Below are 22408 nucleotides of genomic sequence, written 5' to 3' on the forward strand. Positions count from 1 at the left end.
TCCATGCCTGCCGAGCAGCTCACCGTCACCGCGCTCCAGTGGCCGGCCGCGCTCGAGCCCGCCGCCAACCGGGACGCGCTGGGCGGCTTCCACGGGAGCGCTGACCTCGTCGTGCTGCCCGAGGCCTTCGCCCGCGACTTCGGCCCGGTCACCGACCCCCTCGGTCCGTACGCCGAGGAGCAGGGCGGCGCGTTCGACATCGCGTTGACCGCGCTCGCCGGTCGCACGGGCGGAGCCGTCGTCGCGGGGATGTTCGAGAGCTCGGGTGATCCGGAGCGACCGCACAACACGCTGTTGGTGCGCGGCAGCTGCCACGCGGCATACCGGAAGGTGCACCTCTACGACTCCTTCGGCTACCGCGAGTCCGACCGGCTCACGGCGGGTCCCTGGAAGCCGACCGTCGTCGAGATCGGCGGCTGGCAGGTCGGCCTGCTCACCTGTTACGACCTGCGCTTTCCCGAGCTGGCGCGCGATCTGGTCACAGCGGGTGCCGAAGCCCTCGTCGTTCCTGCCGCGTGGGTGCCGGGCCGCACGCCTGAGGAGCACGCGCGCAAGGTCGACCACTGGCGCACGCTGGTCCGTGCCCGTGCCATCGAGAACGTCTCCTGGGTCGTGGCGGTCGGCCAGCCCGCGCCGCGCTACACCGGCCACTCGATGGTCGTGGACCCAAACGGCACCGTCGTCGCGGAAGCGGGTGCCGACCGGACCGAGCTGAGCGCGGTCCTCGAGCGGAGCACGTTGATCGAGGCCCGCGCCACGAACCCGTCCCTCACCAATCGCGTCCACTGAGGTGTCGTCACCCGCGGCGGCTAACCTTCCGGACGTGAAGCCCTCGCCCTACCCGATGCCGCTGTTCTGGGCCCTGGGCGGCTCGCTGCTGATCTCGGCCACCCTGCTGGGACTGGCGATCGGCCGCGTGGGGCCGGGCTGGCTGGACCAGGCCGGAGCGGTCGGCGTCGCCACGGCGTACACGATCGCGCTGTCGCTGCGCACCGGTGGCCGGCCCGTTGTCTTCGGCCTGCTCGCGCTCGCGGTCGGGCTCCTGGCGGTGCTGGGACCACATAAGGAGCCCTTCGGCGACGCACGCGTCGGCGCTGCTGTCATGACGGCCAGCGTGACTGCGGTCCTCGCGGTGATGATCACCGTGCCCGCGGTCCGTGCTGCGGTTGCCGTGCGCGAGGTGCTGATCGCCATTGCGATCTCGGCGCTGGGCGCCGTCGCTGCGGTGGGGTTCCGCGCGGAGGTGCAGGTCGAGCGGTTCGACTACGCCGCGCTGCTCGTGGCGTTCGCGCTCGGCTTCGGGCTGGTCTTCCGGCTCGGGGCAGGCTGGCACGGCCTCGGCCGTCGCGGCGTACTCGTGGTGCTGGCCGGCTCTGCCGCCCTCGCCGTCTCCATCGCGTACGCCGAGATGCTGCGCCGCTACGGCTCGACCCACATGGTCGACCTGGTCTTCGACGCCGTGCGGTGGGTCCGCGACACCATCGGGGCGGTTCCGCGGCCGATGCAGGTGCTCGTCGGGATCCCGGCCCTGCTCTGGGGCTGCCACATGCGCGCCCGGCGCCGTCAAGGCTGGTGGGTCTGCGTCTTCGGCTGCGCGGCGACCGCGTCGGTTGCCGGCACGCTGGTCAACCCGGGCACGGGCTGGCTCGAGGCGGCCCTCATCACGGCGTACTCACTCGTGCTGGGACTGGCCGTCGGCTACGCGCTGATCCGGCTGGACCTCGCGCTCTCCGGCTCCCGTGGCTCCCGCGCGCGTCAGGAAGAGCAGCTGGGCGCCGTGCGGCCCGAGCCGTCGCGCCTGCAGCCGCTCCTGTGACACTTCTCGGCAGAGAGGGCGGGATTCGAACCCGCGGTAGGTCTCCCTACGACCGCTTTCAAGGCGGTTCCGATAGGCCACTCCGGCACCTCTCCACGCCTTCGCGGGCGAACCTGCGAAGACGGTGCCGAGTCTAGAGCGCTACTCGGATCCGCCGAAGTCCACCTCGGCCTCGTCCCAGGTGACGTCCTGCATGCGCTGGCGGTGGCGGTCGATGTCGTGGAGCAGCCGCTTGATCTCGGTGCGGATGCCCTCGGGCTCGGGCGCATCGAGGATGCGCGGCGAGATGATCGCCAGACGGGTCAGCAGACGCTGGCGCTCGCGGAGGACCGCACGCTCGCGCGCGACCGCCCAGCCCGCTCGTGCCTGGGGGTGCTCGGCGGCCAGGCCGTCGCGGACGGTGCCCAGTCGTTGACGCACCGTGAACCGCCAGACGCCCAGCTGGGCACCCTGCGGTCGGGGCGCATCGAGGGCCACGGCCAGTCCGGCCATCGCTGCCTGCAACGAATCGTTCATCCCCACCTCCGACCTGAGTGTGACGTGGAACACGTTCGTGGGACAAGACCCCCCACGCGCCCGTGGACGGTCTTGGCAGAATCAGGGGGTGCAGACCGACTATCGCCTCGCCCCGCAGTTCACCGCTCGCCTCTTCGGTCTTGCCCTGATGATCGGGGGGTTGCTGCTGGTGCTCGTCACGGTGCTCGTTGCGACCCTGCGCGTGTCCCCTGACCTGATCGTGGTGATGGCGCTCGTGATCATCGTGCTCGTCTTCGTCTCCGGGGCCATGGTGAGCCGCGGGGCGTACGTCGTCCGGCTGAGCGCCGATGGCTATCGCGTGCGGTTCGTGCGCGGTGCCGGGGTGAAGCAGGCCCGCTGGTCGGATGTCGCGGACGCGGTCACGACCGAGGTCGCCGGCTCGCCCTGCGTCGTACTCCGGCTCAAGGACGGGCGCTCGACGACCATCCCGGTCGAGGTGATGGCGGGCGACCGCGAGGAGTTCGTGCGCGAGCTCCGGACCCACCTGGGCCGCGGCGGCACGTCGCGCTGATCCCCTCGTGGATCAGTCGGCCGATCGTCGGGTTGCGGACCGATTCCACGCTCCGGGGTCGGGTTCGGTAACCTGTGCCGCGCACCACTGGAGGCGTCGCCTAGTCCGGTCTATGGCGCCCGCCTGCTAAGCGGGTTTGGAGCTAAAACTCCATCGAGGGTTCAAATCCCTCCGCCTCCGCCAGTGTCCGAAGGCCCCCGTCGCAATGCGACGGGGGCCTTCGTCGTTCGGCCGTCTGGACGAAATGGGCAATTCTGCAGGTCTATGCAATGCATGTTTCTGCAAATCAGATCAGTGGCTGTCTGGCTGCACAGACCGGCAGAATTGGGATTCGAGGAAGCAGCCGTTGCCAGGCTCGGGCGGCAAACTTAGGGAGACCCACCGTGAAGTCCAAGATCCTTCGTGGCATCGCCACGGCGATGACCGTCCTGGCCCTGTCTGTGGGCGCGGCGGCATCCTTCGACGCGCCCACCACGCACCCGGCTGCCGACACCGGCTGGCCGTGAGCCCCGGCGCCTCACGGAGGCGCCACCACTGATCTGAGACGAGGACCAGCCACCCCCACTGTTCGGTCCCTAGACCAATCCCCCCAGGTTCGTCTCAGAACGCGAGGACAGCAGCCCGTCGTTGCTGTCCTCGCGTTGCATTTCGGGGCGGGCGTGGTTCAGTCACCCTCGGCATCGCGACGCGCCGCTTCGAGGCCCATGCGGTAGCCGAGCTGGAAGCGCGTCTGCGCCTCGTAGGCGATCTTCAGATCGGCCAGGTACGCCGCGTACGTCCGGTCGCTGACACCCATCCGCTTGGCGCTCGCCGTGTCCGGGTGGCCCTCGATGAGCATGCGCGAGGCCATGGCCCGCTGCTCCTTCGCGATCTCGGAGACGGGATCGGTGTGCGCGAGCGTGAACGGCCGGCCGCGGTCCCAGTTCCGCTCGAACATGTCGACCAGGTAGGCGACCAGGTTGGGGTCACGGATGACGAGCGCGCCGCGGTGTCCGCCGGCCGCCGGGATCAGGGCCACGCGCCGGTCGACGACGATCAGCCGGTTGAAGAACTCGTCGAGCGTGCGCACCTCGGCACCGATCGCGGTCACCTTCGCGACGTACTGCCGCTGGAAGCGGGCTCGTCGCGCGGCGTGCTGGTAGATCGTCCGCATCTGTACGCCGCGCTGCAGCGCAGCGGTGTCGCGCGCCGTGGCCGCCTTGAGGGCGACTGCATTCCGCCCGAGCTGCGGCTGCGCCGTGAGCAGCTCCTCGCGGGCGTCGGCCAGCAACTCCTCGAGGAACCGGTCGATCTGGTCGCCGTGGAGCTCGCTGATCGGCCCCTTCTCGGTGGCCGGGGAGCGCCGGTAGGTCTGCGCCAGCTCGGTGAACGCGTTGGCCCACGAGCTGGTCTCGGCGATCAGCTGTGATGCGCGCTGGCCCATCGGAGCGACAGTGGCGCTCTGGACCATCTGCGGGTCGACGACGACGTACTGTCCCGGCGAGTGCTCGCGGAGCAGCCCGAGACGCTGCAGCAGCGTCGTTTCCGCGGCGGCCTTCGTGACCAGCGGGTCGTCCGCTGCGACGCCCCCACGCACGGCGATCTCGGCGAACAACTGGCCAGCCGTCGACTCCAGGAGCTGCAGTTGTTCTGGACCCACGTTCCCCATGACGCCCCTTCCCTCCCCGTCGCGGTGATCATGCCAGACAGCCGATTTCAGGTCTGGCTCGCGCTTCGGCTATTCTCTTCCAGTCCTCGCGGTGAACGCCGCGAGATGGGCGCCTGTAGCTCAACGGATAGAGCATCTGACTACGGATCAGAAGGTTTGGGGTTCGAATCCCTACAGGCGCACAGACGAAAACGGCCCGGTCTTCTGACCGGGCCGTTTCGCATTTCTCGCCGCCCCACGCTGCGATGACCCGGGCGCCGGCAAATCGCTGGCCGGGTCGACCCCCTCCCCTTAGCGTTGGAGGTGCGCGGGCCCCAACTGGGGGTTCTGCGACCGAGGAAGGACAGCGACGTGCCCAGGTCCTGCAGCCTCAGCACCACGCCCCGCGGTTTCGCGGATCGTGCGACGCGTGCTGCCTTCGCCGGCTCTGGCTGCGAGCAGGCCGCCGCGATCGCCGTCCTCGGCACCGAGTCGACCGAGCGCCACCTGGTGCGGCCGTCGGACTCCCTGGAGCTGCCCGTGATCTAGGTGCACCATGCACCCGGACCCACACACGGGAAGGGCCGCTCCAGCCGAGGCAGACGTCTCGCAGGAGCGGCCCTTTTGCTGCGCGGACCACGTGGCCGAAGGAAAAACGGTGCGCCGCCTGACTGTGGCTCAGGTGTTTAGCGGGTTCGACTCCCGTCGGTCACCTCAGGTTAATCAGCACAGGAGAGCATGATGGAGAGGAAGGAGGTGTCAGCGATGACTGAAGCCGCCGCGTTCCACGGCAGCGTCATGCTGCTGAACGCCTCCTACGAGCCCATGGGCAAGGTGTCGTTCAAGCAGGCGGTGCGGATGGTTGCCCGCAAGGTTGCAGCGATCGAGGAGTCCGTCGAGGGCCGTATGGCGGGTCCCTGGCCCTGGCCGCGCGTCATCCGGCTGCTGCGCTACATCAGCCCGAAGTGGCTCTACCGTCCGGCGCCGTGGCACCGGGGTGGAGTGTTCATCCGGGACGGGCACCGGTGCGCCTACTGCTCCGCGAAGGCGACGACCATCGACCACATCCTTCCGCGTTCGCGTGGCGGCGAGTGGTCGTGGCTGAACTGCGTCGCGGCGTGCCAACCGTGCAACGGCAAGAAGGGCAACCGCACTCCCCGGGAGGCCGGGATGGCGCTGCGCATCCAGCCCCGTGTCCCGACACGGGCGCAGCTGGCTGCGCTGGCCTGACCCGCCGGATTGCTGTCCGTCGCCTCGGCCCGGCGGATCTCAGGCGACGGACAGCTCGACCTCGATGTTGCCGCGGGTGGCGTTGGAGTACGGGCACACCTCGTGGGCGGCCTTGACGAGGACCAGCGCTGCCTCGTGATCCATCGCCGGCAGGGTGACCTCGAGGGCGACGGCGAGGCCGAAACCGCCGCCAGCGTTGGCGTGGAGGCTCACGTCGGCGACCACTTCGGAGTCGGTGGTGTCGCCACCGAGCTGGCCGGCGACCAGCTTCAGCGCGGAGTGGAAGCAGGCGGCGTAGCCCGCGGCGAAGAGCTGCTCCGGGTTGGTGGCACCGCCGGGGCCGCCGAGCTCCTTCGGCATGCGGACGTCGGCGTCGAGCAGCCCGTCGGTGGACTGGACGTGGCCGTTGCGGCCGTCTCCGGTGGCAACGGCAGAGGCAGTGTAGAGAGATGTCATGTGCACAACTGTATTGTGCACAATGGAATGACGCAAGAGGGACAGATGTAGGCTTCCTGCGTGGCCACTTCGTCGTACCCGCAGCTGCAGCTCGACCGGCAGCTCTGCTTCCCGCTGTACGCCACCACGCGCGCGGTGACGAAGCAGTACAACGCGCTGCTCGGCGACCTCGGCCTGACCTATCCGCAGTACCTCGTGCTCCTCGTTCTCTGGGGAGCTGAGGCACCGCTCGCGGTCAGCGAGCTCGGCGCGGAGCTCCGGCTCGACTCGGGCACGCTGACGCCGCTGCTCAAGCGCCTCGAGGCGATGGGGTACGTCGACCGGTCGCGCGACGCGCACGACGAACGGCGCGTGCTGGTCCAGACCACGCCCGACGGGGCCGCTCTCCAGGCCAAGGTCGCTGACGTGCCGACGCGGCTGTTCGCCGCGATGGGCGTCAGCGAGGCCGAGGCACGCGATCTCCGCGATCGCCTCACGGCCCTGATGGCGAACCTCGACGCGAGCGTCGGGCTCGACTGAGCCTCAGCTCGTCCAGCGGGGCTGGCGGTCCTTGTCGACCAGCGCGGCGCGGACGCCCTCGATGAAGTCGGGGCTGGTGATCACCCGATCGGCGGCCGCGAGCTCCATGTCCAGGCAGTCGGCAAGCGAGAGCTCCCGTCCGCGTGCGAGCAGGTCGAGGGTCACGGCCAGGCTGGCGGGGGAGGCGTTGTCCAGCATCGCGAGCGCCTCCTCAGCCCAGCCACCCCCGACTTGGCGCAGCCGCTCTCGGATCCCGTCGGGACCGTCGAGCGCTGACGGCGCGAAGCAGTGGGCGATGGCATCCCGGTGCTCGGCGATCGGGCTGGGGCCGAGGTCGGCCGGTGCGAGCTCGCGCAGCAGCGAGTCGATGGGCGCGTCGTGCTCCGCGAGCAGATCAGGGATCGTGCCCAGCACCTCGCGCTCGCAGCTGTGCGTCGCCATGCCGATCGCCATCGCGTCCGCCGCGCCGAAGCGTGCTCCGGTGAGCGCCAGGTAGCGGCCGACTTCGCCGGGGAGACGCGGCAGGAAGTGGGAGCCGCCGACGTCGGGGAAGAACCCGATCTGCGTCTCCGGCATCGCGAAGACGGCATTCTCCGTGACCACGTGGAACGCGCCGTGGACGCTGAGCCCGAGCCCGCCGCCCATGCAGATCCCGTCGATCAGCGCCACCACCGGGACGGGGTACGAGCCGAGCAGCAGGTTCACGGCGTACTCGGTGGAGAAGAAGCGATGCGCTGCATCCGGGTTGCCGTCGAGCACGTCCTGACGCACCTGCCGGATGTCGCCGCCCGCGCAGAACGCCCGCTCCGAGGTCGACTCGATCGTCACGGCGCGCAGGTCCTGGCCAGCCCAACCGTCCAGCGCTGCCCTGATCGTCTCGACCATGTCGAGCGTGAGGGCGTTGAGGGCGTGGTCCCGGGTCAGCACGATCCGGCCGACGCGGCCGGTCCGGGTGATGCGGACGTCGGCGGAAGGGGTGGTCATCAGGTCAGGATGGCAGGACCGGCGGTCAGTCCCGGCCGTAGATGTCGCGCGTGTAGACCTTGTCCGGGACGTCGTCGAGCACATCGGTGCGCCGGTTGGCGATGATCACGTCGGCGCGCTTCTTGAACTCGTCGAGGTCGCTGATCACCTCGGAGCGGAAGAACTCGGGGTCGGTCAGTGCCGGCTCGTAGATCACGATCTCGACGCCCTTGGCCTTGAGCCGCTTCATCACGCCCTGGATCGAGGACATGCGGAAGTTGTCGGAGCCGGCCTTCATGATCAGGCGGTAGATGCCGACCGTGGTCGGGTTGCGACGCAGGATGTCCTCGGCGATGAAGTCCTTGCGCGTCGTGTTCGACGACACGATCGCGCTGATCAGGTTCTGCGGCACGGCCTCGTAGTTGGCCTGCAGCTGCTTGGTGTCCTTGGGTAGGCAGTAGCCGCCGTAGCCGAAGGACGGGTTGTTGTAGTGCGACCCGATGCGCGGGTCGAGGCCGACGCCCTCGATGATCTGCGAGGTGTCGAGGCCGTGGACCGCGGCGTAGGTGTCGAGCTCGTTGAAGTACGCCACGCGCAGCGCGAGGTAGGTGTTGGCGAAGAGCTTGATCGCCTCAGCCTCGGTGGAGCCGGTGAACAGCACCGGGACGTCGGTCTTGACCGCACCCTCGACCAGCAGGTCGGCGAACCGGCGGCCCTCGGGGGTGTCCGACCCCACGATGATGCGGCTCGGGTTCAGGTTGTCGAAGAGCGCCCGGCCCTCGCGGAGGAACTCGGGGGAGAAGATGATCTTCGTGCCGGGGTGCTGCTCGCGCATGCGGCCGGTGAAACCGACGGGGATCGTCGACTTGATGACCATCGTCGCGTCCGCGTTCACGGCGAGGACGTCGCGGATGACGGACTCGACGGTCGACGTGTTGAAGTAGTTGGACTTCGGGTCGTAGTCGGTCGGGGTCGCGATGATGACGAACTCCGCGTCGGTGTACGCCGCGGCCCGGTCGGTCGTCGCGCTCAGGCTCAGCGGCTTGTTCGCGAGGTAGTCCTCGAGCTCGACGTCCTCGATCGGTGACTTCTTCTGGTTGACGAGGTCGACCTTGGCCTGGTCGATGTCGACGGCGACCACATCGTGGTGCTGTGCGAGCAGGACGGCGTTGGACAGACCCACGTAACCAGTGCCGGCAATGGCGATCTTCATGGGGTGACGGTATCGACTGCAGGTGAACGCATGGTTTCCGGTCAGTCCGAAAGGATGTCGACGTCGTCCGCGGCCAGCATCACCGCGCCGAGCAGCGAGGCGCGGTCGCCCAGCGCTGCCGCAACCACCGGGGTGCCGGCGACGTCGGCCAGCGCGTGCCGGCGAAGGCCGATCCGTGTGGGCGCGAGCAGGAGCTCACCGGCGCGGGCCATGTCGCCGCCGACGACCACCACGGCCGGATTGAGCAGGTTGACGATGGCAGCCATGCCCCAGCCCAGGTGGAGGCCGGCATCCTCGAAGAGTCTCCGCGCGGACACATTGCCTTCCTCTGCCGCGGCGATGACCTCCGCCAGCGTTGCGCCGGGGAGCTGGGCGGAGACCAGCCCGAGTGCGGATCCGGTGGATGCATACGCCTCGAGGCAGCCGCGGCTCCCGCAGCGGCACAGCGGACCCTCCTCGTCGAGGGTCAGGTGTCCGATCTCGCCCGCGGTGCCGTCCGCTCCCCGAAAGAGCTGGTCGTTGATGATCACGCCGCCACCGACGCCGGAGGAGACCTTCACGTAGAACGCGGAGTGGTGGCCGCGGGCGGCGCCGACCTGGTGCTCGGCGAGCACGCCGAGGTTCGCGTCGTTCTCGATGAGCACCGGCAGGCCGAAGTGCTCGCTGGCGACGCGGCGGGCGTTGACCCCGACCCAACCGGGCAGGATCGCCGAGGAGCGCACGAGGTCGTCGCTGACGGGAGCGGGCAGGCCCAGCCCGATCGCGCGGATCTCGCCGGGGCTCGCGGCAGCCTCCGCCGAGGCCTGCTCCAGCAGGGTGGTCGCCTGCGCCAGGCCGTCGGCGTACGCGTGATCGGGGGAGGACGGCGCGCGTGCCTCGCCCAGGATGCGACCGGAGAGGTCGGCGACGGCGACGGCGACGTGGGTGTGGCCGAAGTCGATGCCCGCCACCAGCCCAGCGGCGCGGGCCAGGCGCACGACGGTGCCTCGGCGGCCGCTGCCCGGGTCGGTCTCGACGAGCCCGGCTGCGGACAGCTCGCGGACGATGTTGGAGACCGTCGCCCCGGCGAGCCCGGTCCTCCGGGCGATCTCGGCCTGGGTGAGGTCGTCCGAGGGACGTGCCCGAAGCAGCGCGACGACGCGTCGCTGGTTGGCCGGCCGCAGCGAAGCGGTTGACCCGGGGGCGGACGTCGACGGCATGGCAGCACTCTCGACCAGCGGGTGCTAGTAGTCAAGAACAAACACAAAGGGATCTCGAACGCCCGATATCGAATTGTTGTGTTCAACTCTTGACGACAATGGTGTGACGTCCGACACTCGAAAAAGACCGCCCCGCAGTGGGGCCGGTCCTCACCCCTCATCCAGGAGGCACCCGTGTCTGCACCCGTCCGCCGTGTCATCACCCTCGGCGTAGCCGCTGTCATCGGCGCGGCCGGCCTCAGCGCCTGCGCTGCCAACGACGCCCAGGAGGGCGGCGACAAGGACGCGAAGACCATCGCGCTGCTGCTGCCCGAGTCGAAGACGACGCGCTACGAGGCCTTCGACAAGCCTTTGTTCGAGAAGAAGGTCGCCGAGCTGTGCTCGGACTGCAACGTCGACTACTACAACGCCGACCAGGATGAGGCCAAGCAGGCCCAGCAGGTCGACAGTGCCGTGTCCAAGGGCGCCGACGTGATCGTGCTCGACCCGGTGAACGGCGCCGGAGCCGGCGGCATGGTCCAGACCGCGCAGGACGCAGGCGCGACCGTCGTCGCCTACGACCGGTTCATCGACAAGGCCGACTACTACCTCTCCTTCGACAACGAGACGGTCGGCCGGATGCAGGGCGAGGCACTGGTCAAGGCGATGGGCGACAAGGGTGGCCTGCTGATGCTCAACGGTTCGCCCAGCGACCCGAACGCCGCACAGTTCAAGGCCGGTGCACACAGCGCGCTCGACAAGGCCGGAGTCAAGATCCTGGCTGAGTACGACAACCCGGACTGGAGCCCGGACAACGCCCAGAAGTGGACCGGCGACCAGCTCGCCAAGTACGACGCCAGCGAGATCAAGGGCGTCTACGCCGCCAACGACGGCCAGGCGGGTGGCGTGGTCGCCGCCCTCACCGGCGCCGGCGTCGCCGAGGACGCGCTGCCCCCGATCACCGGTCAGGACGCCGAGCTCGCCGCGATCCAGCGCATCGTCGCCGGCCAGCAGGAGATGACCATCTACAAGCCGATCAAGATCGAGGCCGACAAGGCCGCCGAGCTCGCGGTCGCCCTCGTCAACGGCGAGACGCCCTCGGACACCACCGACTTCCGCGGCGTCGCCTCCTACATCTTCGACCCGATCGTCGTCACCCAGGACAACGTCGCGGAGACCGTGGTCAAGGACGGCTTCTACTCGGTCGAGGACATCTGCACCGACGAGTACGCCGCGGCCTGCGAAGCCGCCGGCATCAGCTGACGGGCGGACGGTCAATGACTCAGCTCGCTGAGGCCCCGGTGAGGGAGAGCGTGCTCTCCCTCACCGGGGTGGGCAAGCGCTTCGGCGCGGTGCAGGTGCTCACCGATGTGCACCTCCAGGTCGCTGCCGGGGAGGTCGTGGCGCTCGTGGGCGACAACGGCGCCGGCAAGTCGACGCTGGTGAAGATCATGGCGGGCGTCTACCAGCCCGACGGAGGCACGATCGAGTTCGACGGGAGCGTCGTCTCGGTCCCCGGGCCGGCGCAGGCCCAGGCCATGGGCATCGCCACCGTCTTCCAGGACCTGGCGCTGTGCGACAACCTCGACGTCGTCGCCAACCTGTTCCTCGGGCAGGAGAAGAAGCTCGGCGGTGTCGTGATCGACGAGGTCACGATGGAGACCGAGGCGTGGCGACTGCTGCGCTCGCTCTCGGCCAAGATCCCGTCGGTGCGACTCCCGATCGCGTCGCTCTCGGGTGGCCAGCGGCAGACGGTCGCCATTGCGCGTGCGCTGGTGGGCGATCCGAAGGTGGTCATGCTCGATGAGCCGACCGCGGCGCTGGGCGTTGCCCAGACCGCCGAGGTGCTCAACCTGATCGAGCGGCTCAAGGAGCAGGGACGCGGCGTCATCCTGATCAGCCACAACATGGCTGACGTCCAGGCTGTGGCGGACCGGATCGTCGTGCTCCGACTCGGGCGCAACGCGGCCGAGTTCAAGGTCGAGGAGGCCAGCACGCAGGCCATCGTCGCCGCGATCACGGGCGCGTCGGACAACGTCGTCGCTGCCCGCGCGCAGCGTCGTGAGGAGGAGAGCACCCATGAGTGAGGTCAAGGAAGCCGTCAACGGAGTCCCCGCTGACCTGCTCGACGAGCGGCTGATCCGCGACGAGGGGCTCAAGGGCTACGTCCACGTCTTCTGGAACCGACTCCGTGGCGGCGAGCTCGGCAGCCTGCCCGTCGTCATCGGACTGATCGCGATCTGCGCGGTCTTCTACGCGCAGGACCCGCGGTTCCTGTCGTCGTACACGCTGGTCTCGATGACGCAGTTCGCTGCGCCGGTCGGCATCATCGCGCTCGGCATCGTGCTGGTCCTGCTGCTCGGCGAGATCGACCTGTCGGTCGGGTCGGTGTCCGGATTCGGTGCGGCCTGCATGGCCGTCTTCGTCGTCGACCAGGGCCACGCCATGCTGCTCGGCCTGCTGGCGGGCATCGCCGTGGGCGCCGCGATCGGCGTCGTCTACGCCGTCCTCTACATCAAGCTCGGCGTGCCGAGCTTCGTGTTCTCGCTGGCCGGCCTGCTGGCCTTCCAGGGTGGACTCCTCTACGTCCTCGGCAGCCACGGCACGATCAATCTCCCCAGCGACTCGGGCCTGGTGCAGTTCGCGAAGTTCGGCTTCGTCCCGGACGCCCTCTCCTACGTCATCGTCTCCGCGCTGGTGCTGGCGTCGCTCGGCGCGCAGCTGCTCGGTCGGGGGCGCCGCACGAAGGCCGGACTCTCGACCGGCTCGCTCGGCGTGGTGCTGGTCCGCACCGGCCTGCTGGGTGCCGGCCTGCTCTGGCTCACGTCGTACCTCAACATCGACCGTGGCTGGAGCTACGTGTGGGTCCTCTTCGCTGCCCTCGTGGTCGTCTTCGACCTGCTGCTGCGCAAGACCAGCTGGGGACGGCACCTGTTCGCGGTCGGCGGCAACGAGGAGGCCGCGCGGCGCTCGGGCATCCGGGTCGGCCGGACCTACCTGTCGGTGTTCGTGCTCTGCTCGACGCTGGCTGCGTTCGGCGGCCTGATGAGCGCCGGCCTGCTGACGTCGGTCTCGCAGTCGAGTGGCACGACCGACACCAACCTGACAGCGATCGCAGCGGCGGTCATCGGCGGCACGAGCCTCTTCGGCGGCCGCGGATCGGCGTACGCCGCGATGCTCGGCATCATCGTGCTGCAGGCCATCCAGACCGGCCTGAACATCGTGAACGTGGACTCCTCGGTCCGCTTCATGGTGACCGGCGGCGTGCTCCTGCTCGCGGTCGCGATCGACTCCGTGTCGCGCCGGGCGCGCGCGAGCAGTGGACGCGGCTAGCGCGGCGTCGTCGGCGGGGGAGCCTTCCGTGCCGTCGTACGCCGTGGGGCTCGACATCGGAGGCACGAAGATCTCGGCCGGCGTGGTCGACGGGAGCGGGCGCATCCTCGCCCGGTCCCGTCGCCCGACCACTCCCGACGACGCGTCCGCGATCGAGCGCGACGTCATCGAGCTCGTCGCCGAGCTGGCGTCGGAGTTTCCGGTGGACGCGGTCGGTGTCGCCGCGGCCGGACTGGTCGACGCGGACCGCAGCACGGTCCGCTTCGCGCCCAACCTCGTCTGGCGTGACCACCCGCTCGGCGATCGCCTGAGCAGGGCGCTGTCACTGCCGGTCGTCGTGGAGAACGACGCCAACGCAGCGGGGTGGGCCGAGCACCGTTTCGGTGCCGGCATGGGGGCATCAGACCTGTTGATGGTCACCCTGGGCACCGGCATCGGCGGGGCCGTCGTCTCCGGCTCGAAGCTGGTCCGCGGGTCCAACGGTTTCGCCTCCGAGATCGGCCACCTGCGCTTCGTGCCCGACGGTCTCCCGTGCGGGTGTGGGCGGTTGGGCTGCTGGGAGCAGTACGCCTCGGGGAGCGCCCTTGCGCGTGGCGCGCGGCATGCCGCGGCGACCATGCCGGATCGCTCCGTCGCCCTGGTGGCGCGGGCGGGCGGTGACCCGGCACGGATCCACGGTGAGCACGTCACGGCACTTGCTCGCGACGGTGACCCGCTGGCGGTCCAGCTCGTCGAGCAGCTCGCCGGTGACCTCGGGCTCGGCATCGCCAGCCTCGTGGCAGTTCTCGATCCTGCAGTCGTCGTGCTCGGTGGAGGCATGGCCACCGACGGCGACTACCTCCTCCCGCTGGTCGAGAAGGTGGTCAGGGCCGAGCTGGTCGGCCCGGTCCCGCCACAGATCCGCGTCGCGGCATTCCGGGACGAGGGCGGACTGGTCGGCGCGGCGGACCTGGCCCACGCGAGCGGCTGAACGGGCGCCGAGGCGATCAGATCGGGGTGGGGTCCTCGGTGTGGGTGATGCCGAGCTGGCCGAGCACCTGCTCCATCGTCCACTGGACGTCGAGGGTGTCCTGGAGCGGCATGACCGGGCTCTCGGTCAAGCCGAGGGACAGGCAGCGGTTCACCTCGATTGCCTCGTGGCAGTAGCCCCGGCCGACGGGCGCGCGGACGATCGTCTCGGCCGGCTGGCCGTTGCGACGCAGGATCAGGGTGTCGGGGTGGTGGAAGCGCGGCACCAGCTCGATGGACCCCTTGGTCCCGGCGACCACGGCCCGTCCGGGGGTCTCGCCCTCGAGGCTGGCCAGCAGTGAGGCGGAGCGGCCGTTGTCGTAGCCGAGCAGGATGCTGACGCTCGCATCGGCACCGTTGGGGAACAGCGTCCCGGCAGTGTGCACGCGGTCCGGGCGGCCCAGGAAGTGCTCCGCGATCGACACGACGTAGACGCCCAGGTCGAGGGTTGCGCCACCTCCCAGGTGGGGTGCGAAGAGGCGGTCCTCGGCGTCGTACGCGCGGAAGGCGCCGAGGTCGGCCTGTGCCATGCGCACGTCGCCGATCTCGCCGGCCGCGATGAGCTCGCGGGCGTGCTCGACGATCGGCTGGAAGCGGGTCCACATCGCCTCCATGCAGAAGACGCCGCGCTCGCGGGCCAGCCCGACCAGGTCCTCGGCGCCGGCGAGGGTCGCGGTGAACGCCTTCTCGACCAGCACGGCCTTGCCGGCCTCGATCGCTGCCCTCGCGATCGCATGGTGCTGGGGGTGCGGCGTCGCGACGTAGATGACGTCGACGTCAGGGTCCTCGACGAGGGCGCGGTAGGAGCCGTGGGCAGTCGCGATGCCGTGCCTGGCTGCGAAGTCGCCTGCGGACTCGGGGCGGCGGGAGCCCACCGCGGTGATCGTGGCATCGGGCACGTGGGCGAAGTCGCGCACGAATCCCTCGGCCATCTTGCCCGTGCTCGCAATGCCCCAACGGATCATCATGCCGACGACGCTAGGGGTGACTCGTGGGTAGATCGAATCGAGCGTTGACAACGGATGTTGTCAGAGTGCTACTTTGAGGGGTCACCGAGGAGGGCCCATGGGCAAGCAGAGTCGCAACACCGGTCTCGATCCCGAGAAGGACTACGCGCAGATCGTCCGCAACCTTGCGACGTACGACTTCCCCTGGGACCTGACCCAGGCGCTCAGTTTCGCGCTCTTCCGCACCTTCGCGGTGCCGAGCATCGGCGGGCTGCTGGACCGCACCTCTGCCTTCGGGGGCACCACGCAGAAGCGGTACGACGACACAGCACTGCTGCTCGAGGTGCCGCTGCTCGATGGCTTCGACAGCCTGAGCGGCCGGGCGGCGATCCGGCGCATCAACCAGATGCACCACATGCACGACATCAGCAATGACGACATGGTCTACGTGCTCGCGACGTTCGTGGTGGTGCCCAAGCGCTGGATCGACCGGTTCGGCTGGCGCGCCCTGACCGAGCCGGAGGTGCTGGCCGCGGTCCGCTACTACCAGGAGCTCGGGCGACACCTGGGGATCAAGCAGATCCCCGCGACGTACGCCGCGTTCGAGCGGTTGATGGACGACTACGAGGCGGCACACTTCGCCTTTGACCCGGGTGCGCGGAGGGTCGCGGTGGCGACACTCGACCTGATGGCGTCGTTCTACCCGCGACCGCTCCGTCGTGCCGTGCTGCTGTTCAGCCGGGCGCTCATGGACGAGCCGTTGATCAGCGCGTTCCGGCTGCGGGAGCCGGGGCGGCTGGCGCGCAGGATCGCGGTGCTCGGCCTGCGGCTGCGCGCCCGGTTCGTGGCCCTGATGCCGCGTCGGCGCAAGCCCTTCCTGGTCCGTGACATGCCGCGCATCAAGACCTACCCGGACGGTTTCGTGGTCGAGCAGATGGGCACGTTCGCCCCTGGATGCCCGGTCCACCAACGCGCCGCTGAGCCGCAGACCCCCATGACTGATCACGACGAGACCGGAGCCAGCGCATGAGCAACAACAACGGGGTGGGCCAGCTTGCTGAGTTCACTGGCCTGATCGCCAGCCAGGTCCCGATCCTGGGTGCGATGGGCGTGACGGTCCTGAAGCTGGCGCCGGGAGTCGCTGCCGTCGAGGCGCCGCAGGAGCCCAACGTCAACCACGCCGGGATGTTCTACGCGGGATCGCTCTTCTCGCTCGCCGAGGTCCTGGGCGGCCTGCTGCCGCTCGTGACCTGGGAGATGGCCGGCTACGTGCCGATCGTTGCCGACGTGCAGATCAGGTTCCGCAAGCCTGCGCTGGGCGCGATCTGCGCGTCCACAGAGCTGTCGGAGGAGGAGGTCGAGCGGGTCCGGTCCGAGATCGCGGCGGGCGAGCGAAAGGTCTGGTTCACCCTCGAGGCGTCACTGACCGACAGCAATGGCCTCGAGGTCGCGAGCACCGTCGGGAAGTACGTCCTGCTCGCGAGGTAGCGGCCCCGGATCGGCGCTCCGGGCCCGACCGGAGATCAGGGCGCGACGGCCGTCAGCCGATGGCGCAGGAGCTCGGCGACGTGGTCGAGCGGCTCGATGGACCGCTGCACGCGGGACAGGATCACGGCGCCCTCGATTGCGCTGATCGTCGCGCTGGCCAGGCGGTTCGCCTCGTCAGGCGCCATCCCGCGCTGGAGCAGCATGCTGGTCAGGCCTTCGCCCCATCGCGTGAAGGCCGCGCTGGCCAGCGCGTCGAGCTCGGGCTGCCCGTGGCCGTCGACGACGAGGGCCACGATCGGGCAGCCTGCGCGGAAGTCGGACTCGACCAGGGAGTCCTTCCAGAACCCCACGAACCGGTCGAGGGCGAGCTCGGCGTCCGCGCCCGCCTGGTCGATCATCGCGGCGATGAAGCTCGTGCCGAGCTCGGCCGCCTCGGTGACCAGCTGCTCCCGGCCCCCGGGGAAGTGGTGGTAGATCGAGCCTCGGGGTGCGCCGCTGTGCGCGAGAACCGCGTCGAGCGTCACGCCGTTGACTCCGCGTTCGCGCAGCAGCGTCACGGCGCTCAGCAGCATGCGGTCGCGGGTGCGTCCTGCGGGCGGCTTGGTGCTGGGCATGGACGTGATCCTTTCACGCTGTGATGCGCCTCTCTTGACTATGTATTCTGTCATAGTTCATGGTCGGCCACCAGTGCCCGGCGATCGCCGACGCACCGTCGTACGGCCTCAACGAGGAGCACCCCATGGACCACGAACCCAGCCGCTGGATGTCGCAGCTGGCGAGCTTCTGCGTCGGCCGCCCCGTCCGGGTCCTGCTCGCGTGCCTCGCGCTGGTCGGCCTGGTGAACCTGCTCGTGCCGCAGCTGGAGCAGGTCGTTGCGCAGGACTCGACGCCGATCGTGCCCAAGCAGGCCCCGGCGGTCCAGGCGCTCGGCAAGATGGACCGCGAGTTCGGCAACGGCAAGAGCGTCGGCATCGTCTTCGTCGTCCTTGAGCGCGACGGAGGCCTCACGGCTGCGGACGACAGGTTCTTCAAGGAGCTTCTTCCGCGCCTGCGCGACGACACCGAGAACGTCTCCTTCGTCCAGAACGTCACCTCGAAGCCGGAGATCCTGGCCGCGGTCACCAGCAAGGACAAGGAGGCCGTCTACGTCCAGGTCGGCCTGCCCGGGGACATCGGAGCCCCCTCCGCGCTCGGGCAGATCGAGGCGGTCCGCGACATCACCCGAGAAGAGCGTCCGGACGGGCTGAACGTCGCCGTGACCGGCCCCGCAGCCACGATCGCCGACATGTCCACCGAGGTGGAGCACAGCATCCTCAAGATCACCTTCGTGACCGTGGGACTGATCGCACTGATCCTGATGCTGATCTACCGGTCTGTCGTCGTCACGGCCCTGATCCTCGGCTTCATCGGCGTCGCCCTGGCGGCTGCGCGCGGCACGGCGGCACTCCTGGGCGGGCACGCGTTCGAGGTGTCCACGTTCACCGCGTCCTTCCTGACTGCCGTGGTGCTGGGAGCCGCGACGGACTACGCGATCTTCATGGTCAGCCGGTTCCAGGAGCAGCGACGGTTGGGTATGCCTGCCCGCGAGGCAGCCGCCGTGGCATCCAGCCGCGTCTCCTCGGTGATCATCGGATCGGCGCTGACCGTGGTCCTTGCCAACGCCTGCATGGCGCTGGCTGACGTCGGCATCTACCTGACCACGGGTCCCGCCATCGCGGTCGGCATCGTCGTCACGCTCGCGCTGTCGCTCACCTGGATGCCGGCCATGATCGGCCTTGCTGGAGCGCGCGGCTGGCTCGACCCCCGAGCACGTCCCGCCGCAGCCACCGGGTGGCAGCGGCTCGCCGACATGGTGGTGTCGCGGCCCGGCCGGGTGCTGGTCGCAGGGTTGCTCCCGCTGGTGCTCCTGGCTGTGTTCTATCCCGCGATGAAGCCGAGCTTCGACGAGCGCGTCGTGCAGCCGGACGACACCGAGAGCAACGTCGGCTACGCCCTTCTCGAGGCGCACTTCCCGCTCAACGAGACGCTCCCCGACTACATCCTGGTCAGCGCTGACCGCGACCTGCGCAATGCCCGCGACCTCGCGGCACTCGAGCAGATGTCGGCGGCGGTCGCGCGGACTCCCGGGGTCGTCTCTGTTCGTGGCGTGACCCGTCCGCTCGGCACGACGATCACCGAAGCCTCCCTCGGCTACCAGGCCGGCGAGGTCGGCAGCCGGCTGACGGGCGCAGGGGAGGAGGTCCGCGCTGGCGAGAAGGGCGCGCACCGGCTCGCAGAAGGTGCCGGCGAGCTCAGCACCGGGGCTGGTCAGGTGGCCTCGGGTGCCGACCAGGCGGTCGCCGGCGCGGGCCGCCTGCTGGCCGGTGTGCGCGAGCTCCAGTCCGGAGTCACCCGGTTGTCCGACGGCAGCGGAGAGGCGCTGGCCGGAACCGGACAGCTCCGTGCAGGGGCGGCCCGGCTCGCCGACGGCCTGGACTCGGCGTACGACCAGACGACGGTCGCCGTCAACGGCCTCGCCGCGGCGTACGACGCGTTGCGGCGCAGCCTGACCTGCGGCATCGACCCCTACTGCAGCGGTGCCCGTGACGGCATCCGCCAGATCTACGAAGGCGAGCGGGACCGCCTCCTGCCCGGCCTCCGCCAGGCGGCAGACGCTGCGCGCCGGATCGAGAACGGCACCGTCGACCTGCAGACCGGGCTGGCCCAGATCGACGCCGGTCTGACCCGCGCAGAAGAGGGCGCCGACCAGCTCGCAGCGGGCTCCCGGACCATGGAGAGCAAGCTCGGCGAGCTCGCCGACGGCGCCGAGCAGGTGGCCGATGGCAGCCGCCAGGTCGAGGGCGGCACCGAGGAGATGGCGCAGTCGGTCACCGAGCTGCGGAGCGGACTCGAGCAGGCCGCGGCGTACCTCAACGAGACCGGCAAGGCGGCGAAGGACCCCGCGATCGGCGGCTTCTACCTGCCTCCGGCGGCGATGACCGACTCCCGGTTCGCCCTGGCCAGCGGGCTCTTCCTGTCGCCCGACGGGCACACCGCACGCATGGTCGTCCTCGGTGACACCGATGCGTTCGACCGGTCCGCGACCGAGCGGGCCCTCGAGGTCCGCGAAGCGGCGCACCAGGGGCTCCGCGGCACCCCGCTCGAGGGGAGCGAGGTGGCCACCACGGGCATCGCCACGATCATGGCGGACCTGGAGGAGTTCAACACCGCCGACTTCCGGCTGATCGCCCTGGTCGCGCTGCTCGGTGTCTTCCTGATCCTGCTCGTCCTGCTGCGCAGCGTGGTGGCCGCGGGCTTCCTGCTCGCGTCGGTCTGCCTCTCGTACGCCGCGGCGATGGGGCTCGGCACCCTGGTCTGGCAGATCGGGATGGATCGCCCGATGGACTGGAGTGTTCCCACGATCGCGTTCATCCTGCTCGTCGCGGTCGGAGCGGACTACAACCTGCTGCTGATGAAGCGGATGCTCGAGGAGGCGCCGGACGGCTCGCGCGCCGGCATCGCCCGGGCGGTCACGGCGACCGGCGGTGTGATCACGGCGGCGGGTGTCATCTTCGCGGCGAGCCTCTTCGCGATGATGTCCGGCAGCGTGCTGACGCTGTCGCAAATCGGGTTCACCATCGGAGTAGGACTGCTGCTCGACACGTTCGTCGTGCGCACACTGGTCGTACCCGCGGGTGCGGCACTCCTCGGACCCCGGCTCTGGTGGCCGCGGGCCAACACGCAAGGAGCTCACTCATGACCCGGACCATCGTCGTCAGGCGCACCCTCAAGGCCGCGCCTGAGGAGCTGTTCGCGATGCTGCTCGACTCCGACCGGCTCACCTCGGTGCCCGGGGTGAAGGTCGAGATCCTGCGGGGCGGCATGGTCTCTCGCGACGATGTCGGCCTGAAGCGCCGGGTCGGCTTCCCGGGCGGGTTCATCGTCGAGGAGGTGGTCGGCCTCCAGCGCGAGGCGCCGTACCGGTTCGACTACCGGATCCGCGATGCGACCGTGAAGTTCCGGCACGACTCCGGCCGCATCGAGTTCGCGCCCGGTCCCGTTGGGTCAGGGACGAAGGCGACGTGGACCTCGACCTTCGGTGTCTCGGACTCGCGCCTGCTGCGCCCGGTGGAGGTGGTCGGACAGGCGGCGGGCCATGCCGCGTTCTGGTTGGCGTTGGGCCTGTTCGACCGGCACCTCGCCTCCGAGGGCTCTGCCTGACGACGGTGTTCGCCGGTCCTGCGGTTGACTGTCAGCACAGCCACGATGCAGCGGCGGGGGCAGGTCACCGCCCGCTCGACCAGATGGAGGATCCGGCATGAAGGCATGGCGAGTCAGCGAGCTCGGTGAACCGAAGGACGTGCTCGAGCTGGTCGAGGTCGACGACCCGCAGCCCGGGCCGCGTCAGCTCCTGGTCCGGGTGCTCGCGTCGCCGGCCAACTTCCCCGACGTGCTGATGTGCCGGGGGCTCTACCAGGTGAAGCCGGATCTGCCGTTCACGCCCGGCGTCGAGCTCTGCGGCGAGGTTCTGGCCCTCGGTGAGGGCGTCACCGGGTTCGCGGTCGGCGACCGGATCATCGGGCCGAGCGTCCTACCGCATGGCGGCTTCGCGGAGCTGGCGGTCATGGATGCCGGCATCTCCTTCCCGGCTCCGCCCGAGCTCGATGATGCAGAGGCCTCCTCGCTCTTCATCGGCTACCAGACCGGGTGGTTCGGCCTGCACCGCCGGGCTCAGCTGAAGGCAGGGGAGACCCTGCTCGTCCACGCCGGTGCCGGTGGCGTCGGCAGCGCTGCGATCCAGCTGGGCAAGGCCGCGGGGGCCCGCGTGATCGCCGTCGTCGGCGGACCGGCCAAGGCCGAGGTGGCGCGGGTGCTCGGTGCCGACGTCGTCATCGACCGGCACACCCAGGACTTCGTCGCGGTCGTGAAGGCGGAGACCGGCGGCCGTGGCGCCGACGTCATCTACGACCCGGTGGGCGGCGAGACCTACCAACGCTCGACCAAGTGCATCGCGTTCGAGGGCCGGATCCTCATCGTCGGCTTCGCCGGTGGCGACATCCAGTCCGCAGCGCTCAACCACGCGCTCGTGAAGAACTACTCGATCGTCGGGCTGCACTGGGGCCTCTACAACCTCTACGACCCGCCGGCTGTCGCCGAGGCGCACCGCGCGCTGAGCGCCCTGGCGGCGAGCGGCGCCATCCGGCCGCTGGTCAGCGAGCGCCTTTCGCTGACCGACCTCGCGGACGGCATCCAGCGACTCGGGGACGGCGTCACTGTCGGGCGCGTGGTCTACGCCCCGTAGGCGCGACTCACTCCCACCAGTCGCCGACGGTCCAGTCGGCGTTGTCCCGCATGAACGCGACCGCCTCGGCGTGGTCCGGCGACACCCGGAACGCGTCGAGGGCGGCCTCGTCGACGAACGTCGAGTCCTCGACGATCACCACACCCTTGCGCTCGTCGACGGACCGCTCGATCACCCACTTGAGGGTGCCCGGCGGCCGGAAGCTGCGCAGCAGCTCCAGCGCGCGGTCGGCGTCAGCGCCCTCGTGCAGGCGGAACAGGATGACGTGGCGGAGCACGCGATCGTTCGACATGCCCCAGAG

Annotated in this window: 25 protein-coding genes and 4 tRNA genes; 19 read left to right on the forward strand and 10 right to left on the reverse strand. The window is 69.8% G+C overall.

What is annotated here, in order from left to right:
* The first annotated feature begins 3 nt into the window (after nucleotides 1–3).
* Together D4739_RS06355 and D4739_RS06360 are read left to right on the forward strand one after the other, a co-directional pair.
* Nucleotides 4–789, forward strand: a complete 786-nt coding sequence (locus tag D4739_RS06355) for a nitrilase-related carbon-nitrogen hydrolase (protein WP_120059785.1) — start codon at nucleotides 4–6, stop codon at nucleotides 787–789.
* 34 nt (nucleotides 790–823) lie between these two features.
* Nucleotides 824–1816, forward strand: a complete 993-nt coding sequence (locus D4739_RS06360; RefSeq protein ID WP_120059786.1) for a hypothetical protein — start codon at nucleotides 824–826, stop codon at nucleotides 1814–1816.
* 10 nt (nucleotides 1817–1826) lie between these two features.
* On the opposite strand, the gene D4739_RS06365 is transcribed toward D4739_RS06360, so the two are convergent.
* Together D4739_RS06365 and D4739_RS06370 are read right to left on the reverse strand one after the other, a co-directional pair.
* A tRNA-Ser gene (locus D4739_RS06365) sits at nucleotides 1827–1911 on the reverse strand.
* Between the two features lie 46 nt (nucleotides 1912–1957).
* Nucleotides 1958–2332, reverse strand: coding sequence for a hypothetical protein (locus D4739_RS06370; RefSeq protein ID WP_120059787.1), 375 nt, complete (start codon nucleotides 2330–2332; stop codon nucleotides 1958–1960).
* Between the two features lie 88 nt (nucleotides 2333–2420).
* Between D4739_RS06370 and D4739_RS06375 the strand changes: the two genes are divergently transcribed.
* From D4739_RS06375 to D4739_RS17330, 3 genes are all read left to right on the forward strand, one after another.
* A complete protein-coding gene (locus tag D4739_RS06375) occupies nucleotides 2421–2864 on the forward strand; it encodes a hypothetical protein (protein WP_238473544.1) in 444 nt (147 codons plus the stop codon).
* A gap of 89 nt (nucleotides 2865–2953) precedes the next feature.
* Nucleotides 2954–3047: transfer RNA gene (locus D4739_RS06380), tRNA-Ser, on the forward strand.
* Nucleotides 3048–3247: 200 nt separating this feature from the next.
* A complete protein-coding gene (locus D4739_RS17330) occupies nucleotides 3248–3370 on the forward strand; it encodes a hypothetical protein (RefSeq protein ID WP_274380475.1) in 123 nt (40 codons plus the stop codon).
* Nucleotides 3371–3528: 158 nt separating this feature from the next.
* Here D4739_RS17330 and D4739_RS06385 read toward each other — a convergent pair whose 3' ends face one another.
* Nucleotides 3529–4512 (reverse strand): TrmB family transcriptional regulator, encoded by a 984-nt coding sequence (locus tag D4739_RS06385; RefSeq protein WP_120059788.1) that lies wholly within the window; start codon nucleotides 4510–4512, stop codon nucleotides 3529–3531.
* Between the two features lie 109 nt (nucleotides 4513–4621).
* Here D4739_RS06385 and D4739_RS06390 point away from each other — a divergent pair.
* From D4739_RS06390 to D4739_RS06395, 4 genes are all read left to right on the forward strand, one after another.
* Nucleotides 4622–4694, forward strand: a tRNA-Arg gene (locus tag D4739_RS06390).
* Nucleotides 4695–4863: 169 nt separating this feature from the next.
* Nucleotides 4864–5040 carry a hypothetical protein gene (locus tag D4739_RS16835; protein WP_182920330.1) on the forward strand — a complete coding sequence of 59 codons (177 nt, stop codon included), beginning with the start codon at nucleotides 4864–4866 and terminating at the stop codon, nucleotides 5038–5040.
* A gap of 91 nt (nucleotides 5041–5131) precedes the next feature.
* Nucleotides 5132–5205: transfer RNA gene (locus D4739_RS16840), tRNA-His, on the forward strand.
* A gap of 51 nt (nucleotides 5206–5256) precedes the next feature.
* Nucleotides 5257–5721, forward strand: a complete 465-nt coding sequence (locus tag D4739_RS06395; protein ID WP_120061760.1) for an HNH endonuclease — start codon at nucleotides 5257–5259, stop codon at nucleotides 5719–5721.
* A 39-nt stretch (nucleotides 5722–5760) separates the two neighbouring features.
* Here the strand turns inward: D4739_RS06395 and D4739_RS06400 are convergent, their stop codons facing one another.
* The gene (locus D4739_RS06400) at nucleotides 5761–6177 is read right to left on the reverse strand and encodes an organic hydroperoxide resistance protein (protein WP_120059789.1); all 417 of its coding nucleotides are present in this window, start codon (nucleotides 6175–6177) and stop codon (nucleotides 5761–5763) included.
* A gap of 60 nt (nucleotides 6178–6237) precedes the next feature.
* On the opposite strand from D4739_RS06400, the gene D4739_RS06405 reads away from it, so the two are divergent.
* Nucleotides 6238–6696: a MarR family winged helix-turn-helix transcriptional regulator gene (locus D4739_RS06405; RefSeq protein ID WP_120059790.1), complete on the forward strand. Its 459-nt coding sequence runs from the start codon at nucleotides 6238–6240 to the stop codon at nucleotides 6694–6696.
* Between the two features lie 3 nt (nucleotides 6697–6699).
* Here D4739_RS06405 and D4739_RS06410 read toward each other — a convergent pair whose 3' ends face one another.
* The 3 genes from D4739_RS06410 to D4739_RS06420 are packed head-to-tail and all read right to left on the reverse strand — an operon-like array spanning nucleotide 6700 to nucleotide 10071.
* Complete coding sequence (locus D4739_RS06410) at nucleotides 6700–7680, reverse strand: enoyl-CoA hydratase/isomerase family protein (RefSeq protein ID WP_120059791.1); 981 nt, start codon at nucleotides 7678–7680, stop codon at nucleotides 6700–6702.
* 25 nt (nucleotides 7681–7705) lie between these two features.
* Nucleotides 7706–8872 carry a nucleotide sugar dehydrogenase gene (locus tag D4739_RS06415; protein WP_120059792.1) on the reverse strand — a complete coding sequence of 389 codons (1167 nt, stop codon included), beginning with the start codon at nucleotides 8870–8872 and terminating at the stop codon, nucleotides 7706–7708.
* A 41-nt stretch (nucleotides 8873–8913) separates the two neighbouring features.
* The gene (locus D4739_RS06420; protein WP_120059793.1) at nucleotides 8914–10071 is read right to left on the reverse strand and encodes an ROK family transcriptional regulator; all 1158 of its coding nucleotides are present in this window, start codon (nucleotides 10069–10071) and stop codon (nucleotides 8914–8916) included.
* A 174-nt stretch (nucleotides 10072–10245) separates the two neighbouring features.
* Between D4739_RS06420 and D4739_RS06425 the strand changes: the two genes are divergently transcribed.
* The 4 genes from D4739_RS06425 to D4739_RS06440 are packed head-to-tail and all read left to right on the forward strand — an operon-like array spanning nucleotide 10246 to nucleotide 14353.
* Nucleotides 10246–11313, forward strand: coding sequence for a substrate-binding domain-containing protein (locus tag D4739_RS06425; RefSeq protein WP_120059794.1), 1068 nt, complete (start codon nucleotides 10246–10248; stop codon nucleotides 11311–11313).
* Nucleotides 11314–11327: 14 nt separating this feature from the next.
* The gene (locus D4739_RS06430; RefSeq protein WP_120059795.1) at nucleotides 11328–12137 is read left to right on the forward strand and encodes an ATP-binding cassette domain-containing protein; all 810 of its coding nucleotides are present in this window, start codon (nucleotides 11328–11330) and stop codon (nucleotides 12135–12137) included.
* On the forward strand, nucleotides 12130–13383 hold the full coding sequence (locus tag D4739_RS06435) for a sugar ABC transporter permease (RefSeq protein WP_120059796.1): 1254 nt from the start codon (nucleotides 12130–12132) through the stop codon (nucleotides 13381–13383). The genes D4739_RS06430 and D4739_RS06435 overlap by 8 nt, the downstream gene beginning before the upstream one ends.
* A 28-nt stretch (nucleotides 13384–13411) precedes the next feature.
* Nucleotides 13412–14353, forward strand: a complete 942-nt coding sequence (locus D4739_RS06440) for an ROK family glucokinase (RefSeq protein WP_120059797.1) — start codon at nucleotides 13412–13414, stop codon at nucleotides 14351–14353.
* Nucleotides 14354–14369: 16 nt separating this feature from the next.
* On the opposite strand, the gene D4739_RS06445 is transcribed toward D4739_RS06440, so the two are convergent.
* Nucleotides 14370–15359, reverse strand: coding sequence for a Gfo/Idh/MocA family protein (locus D4739_RS06445; protein WP_120059798.1), 990 nt, complete (start codon nucleotides 15357–15359; stop codon nucleotides 14370–14372).
* Nucleotides 15360–15456: 97 nt separating this feature from the next.
* Here D4739_RS06445 and D4739_RS06450 point away from each other — a divergent pair, with 97 nt between their 5' ends.
* Both D4739_RS06450 and D4739_RS06455 read left to right on the forward strand, forming a co-directional pair.
* Nucleotides 15457–16368, forward strand: coding sequence for an oxygenase MpaB family protein (locus tag D4739_RS06450; protein WP_120059799.1), 912 nt, complete (start codon nucleotides 15457–15459; stop codon nucleotides 16366–16368).
* On the forward strand, nucleotides 16365–16826 hold the full coding sequence (locus D4739_RS06455) for a YiiD C-terminal domain-containing protein (protein ID WP_120059800.1): 462 nt from the start codon (nucleotides 16365–16367) through the stop codon (nucleotides 16824–16826). Before D4739_RS06450 ends, D4739_RS06455 begins: the two co-directional genes overlap by 4 nt.
* A 35-nt stretch (nucleotides 16827–16861) precedes the next feature.
* Here the strand turns inward: D4739_RS06455 and D4739_RS06460 are convergent, their stop codons facing one another.
* Complete coding sequence (locus D4739_RS06460) at nucleotides 16862–17440, reverse strand: TetR/AcrR family transcriptional regulator (RefSeq protein WP_120059801.1); 579 nt, start codon at nucleotides 17438–17440, stop codon at nucleotides 16862–16864.
* 59 nt (nucleotides 17441–17499) lie between these two features.
* Between D4739_RS06460 and D4739_RS06465 the strand changes: the two genes are divergently transcribed.
* The 3 genes from D4739_RS06465 (at nucleotide 17500) to D4739_RS06475 (ending at nucleotide 22107) form a co-directional block, all read left to right on the forward strand.
* Nucleotides 17500–20565 (forward strand): MMPL family transporter, encoded by a 3066-nt coding sequence (locus D4739_RS06465; RefSeq protein ID WP_220699246.1) that lies wholly within the window; start codon nucleotides 17500–17502, stop codon nucleotides 20563–20565.
* Nucleotides 20562–21026, forward strand: coding sequence for an SRPBCC family protein (locus D4739_RS06470; RefSeq protein ID WP_120059802.1), 465 nt, complete (start codon nucleotides 20562–20564; stop codon nucleotides 21024–21026). The genes D4739_RS06465 and D4739_RS06470 overlap by 4 nt, the downstream gene beginning before the upstream one ends.
* 97 nt (nucleotides 21027–21123) lie before the next feature.
* Nucleotides 21124–22107: an NADPH:quinone oxidoreductase family protein gene (locus D4739_RS06475; RefSeq protein WP_120059803.1), complete on the forward strand. Its 984-nt coding sequence runs from the start codon at nucleotides 21124–21126 to the stop codon at nucleotides 22105–22107.
* A 7-nt stretch (nucleotides 22108–22114) separates the two neighbouring features.
* On the opposite strand, the gene D4739_RS06480 is transcribed toward D4739_RS06475, so the two are convergent.
* The gene (locus D4739_RS06480; RefSeq protein ID WP_120059804.1) at nucleotides 22115–22399 is read right to left on the reverse strand and encodes a Dabb family protein; all 285 of its coding nucleotides are present in this window, start codon (nucleotides 22397–22399) and stop codon (nucleotides 22115–22117) included.
* Nucleotides 22400–22408: the final 9 nt, after the last annotated feature.

Source organism: Nocardioides cavernaquae (genome assembly GCF_003600895.1).
GTDB lineage: Bacteria > Actinomycetota > Actinomycetes > Propionibacteriales > Nocardioidaceae > Nocardioides > Nocardioides cavernaquae.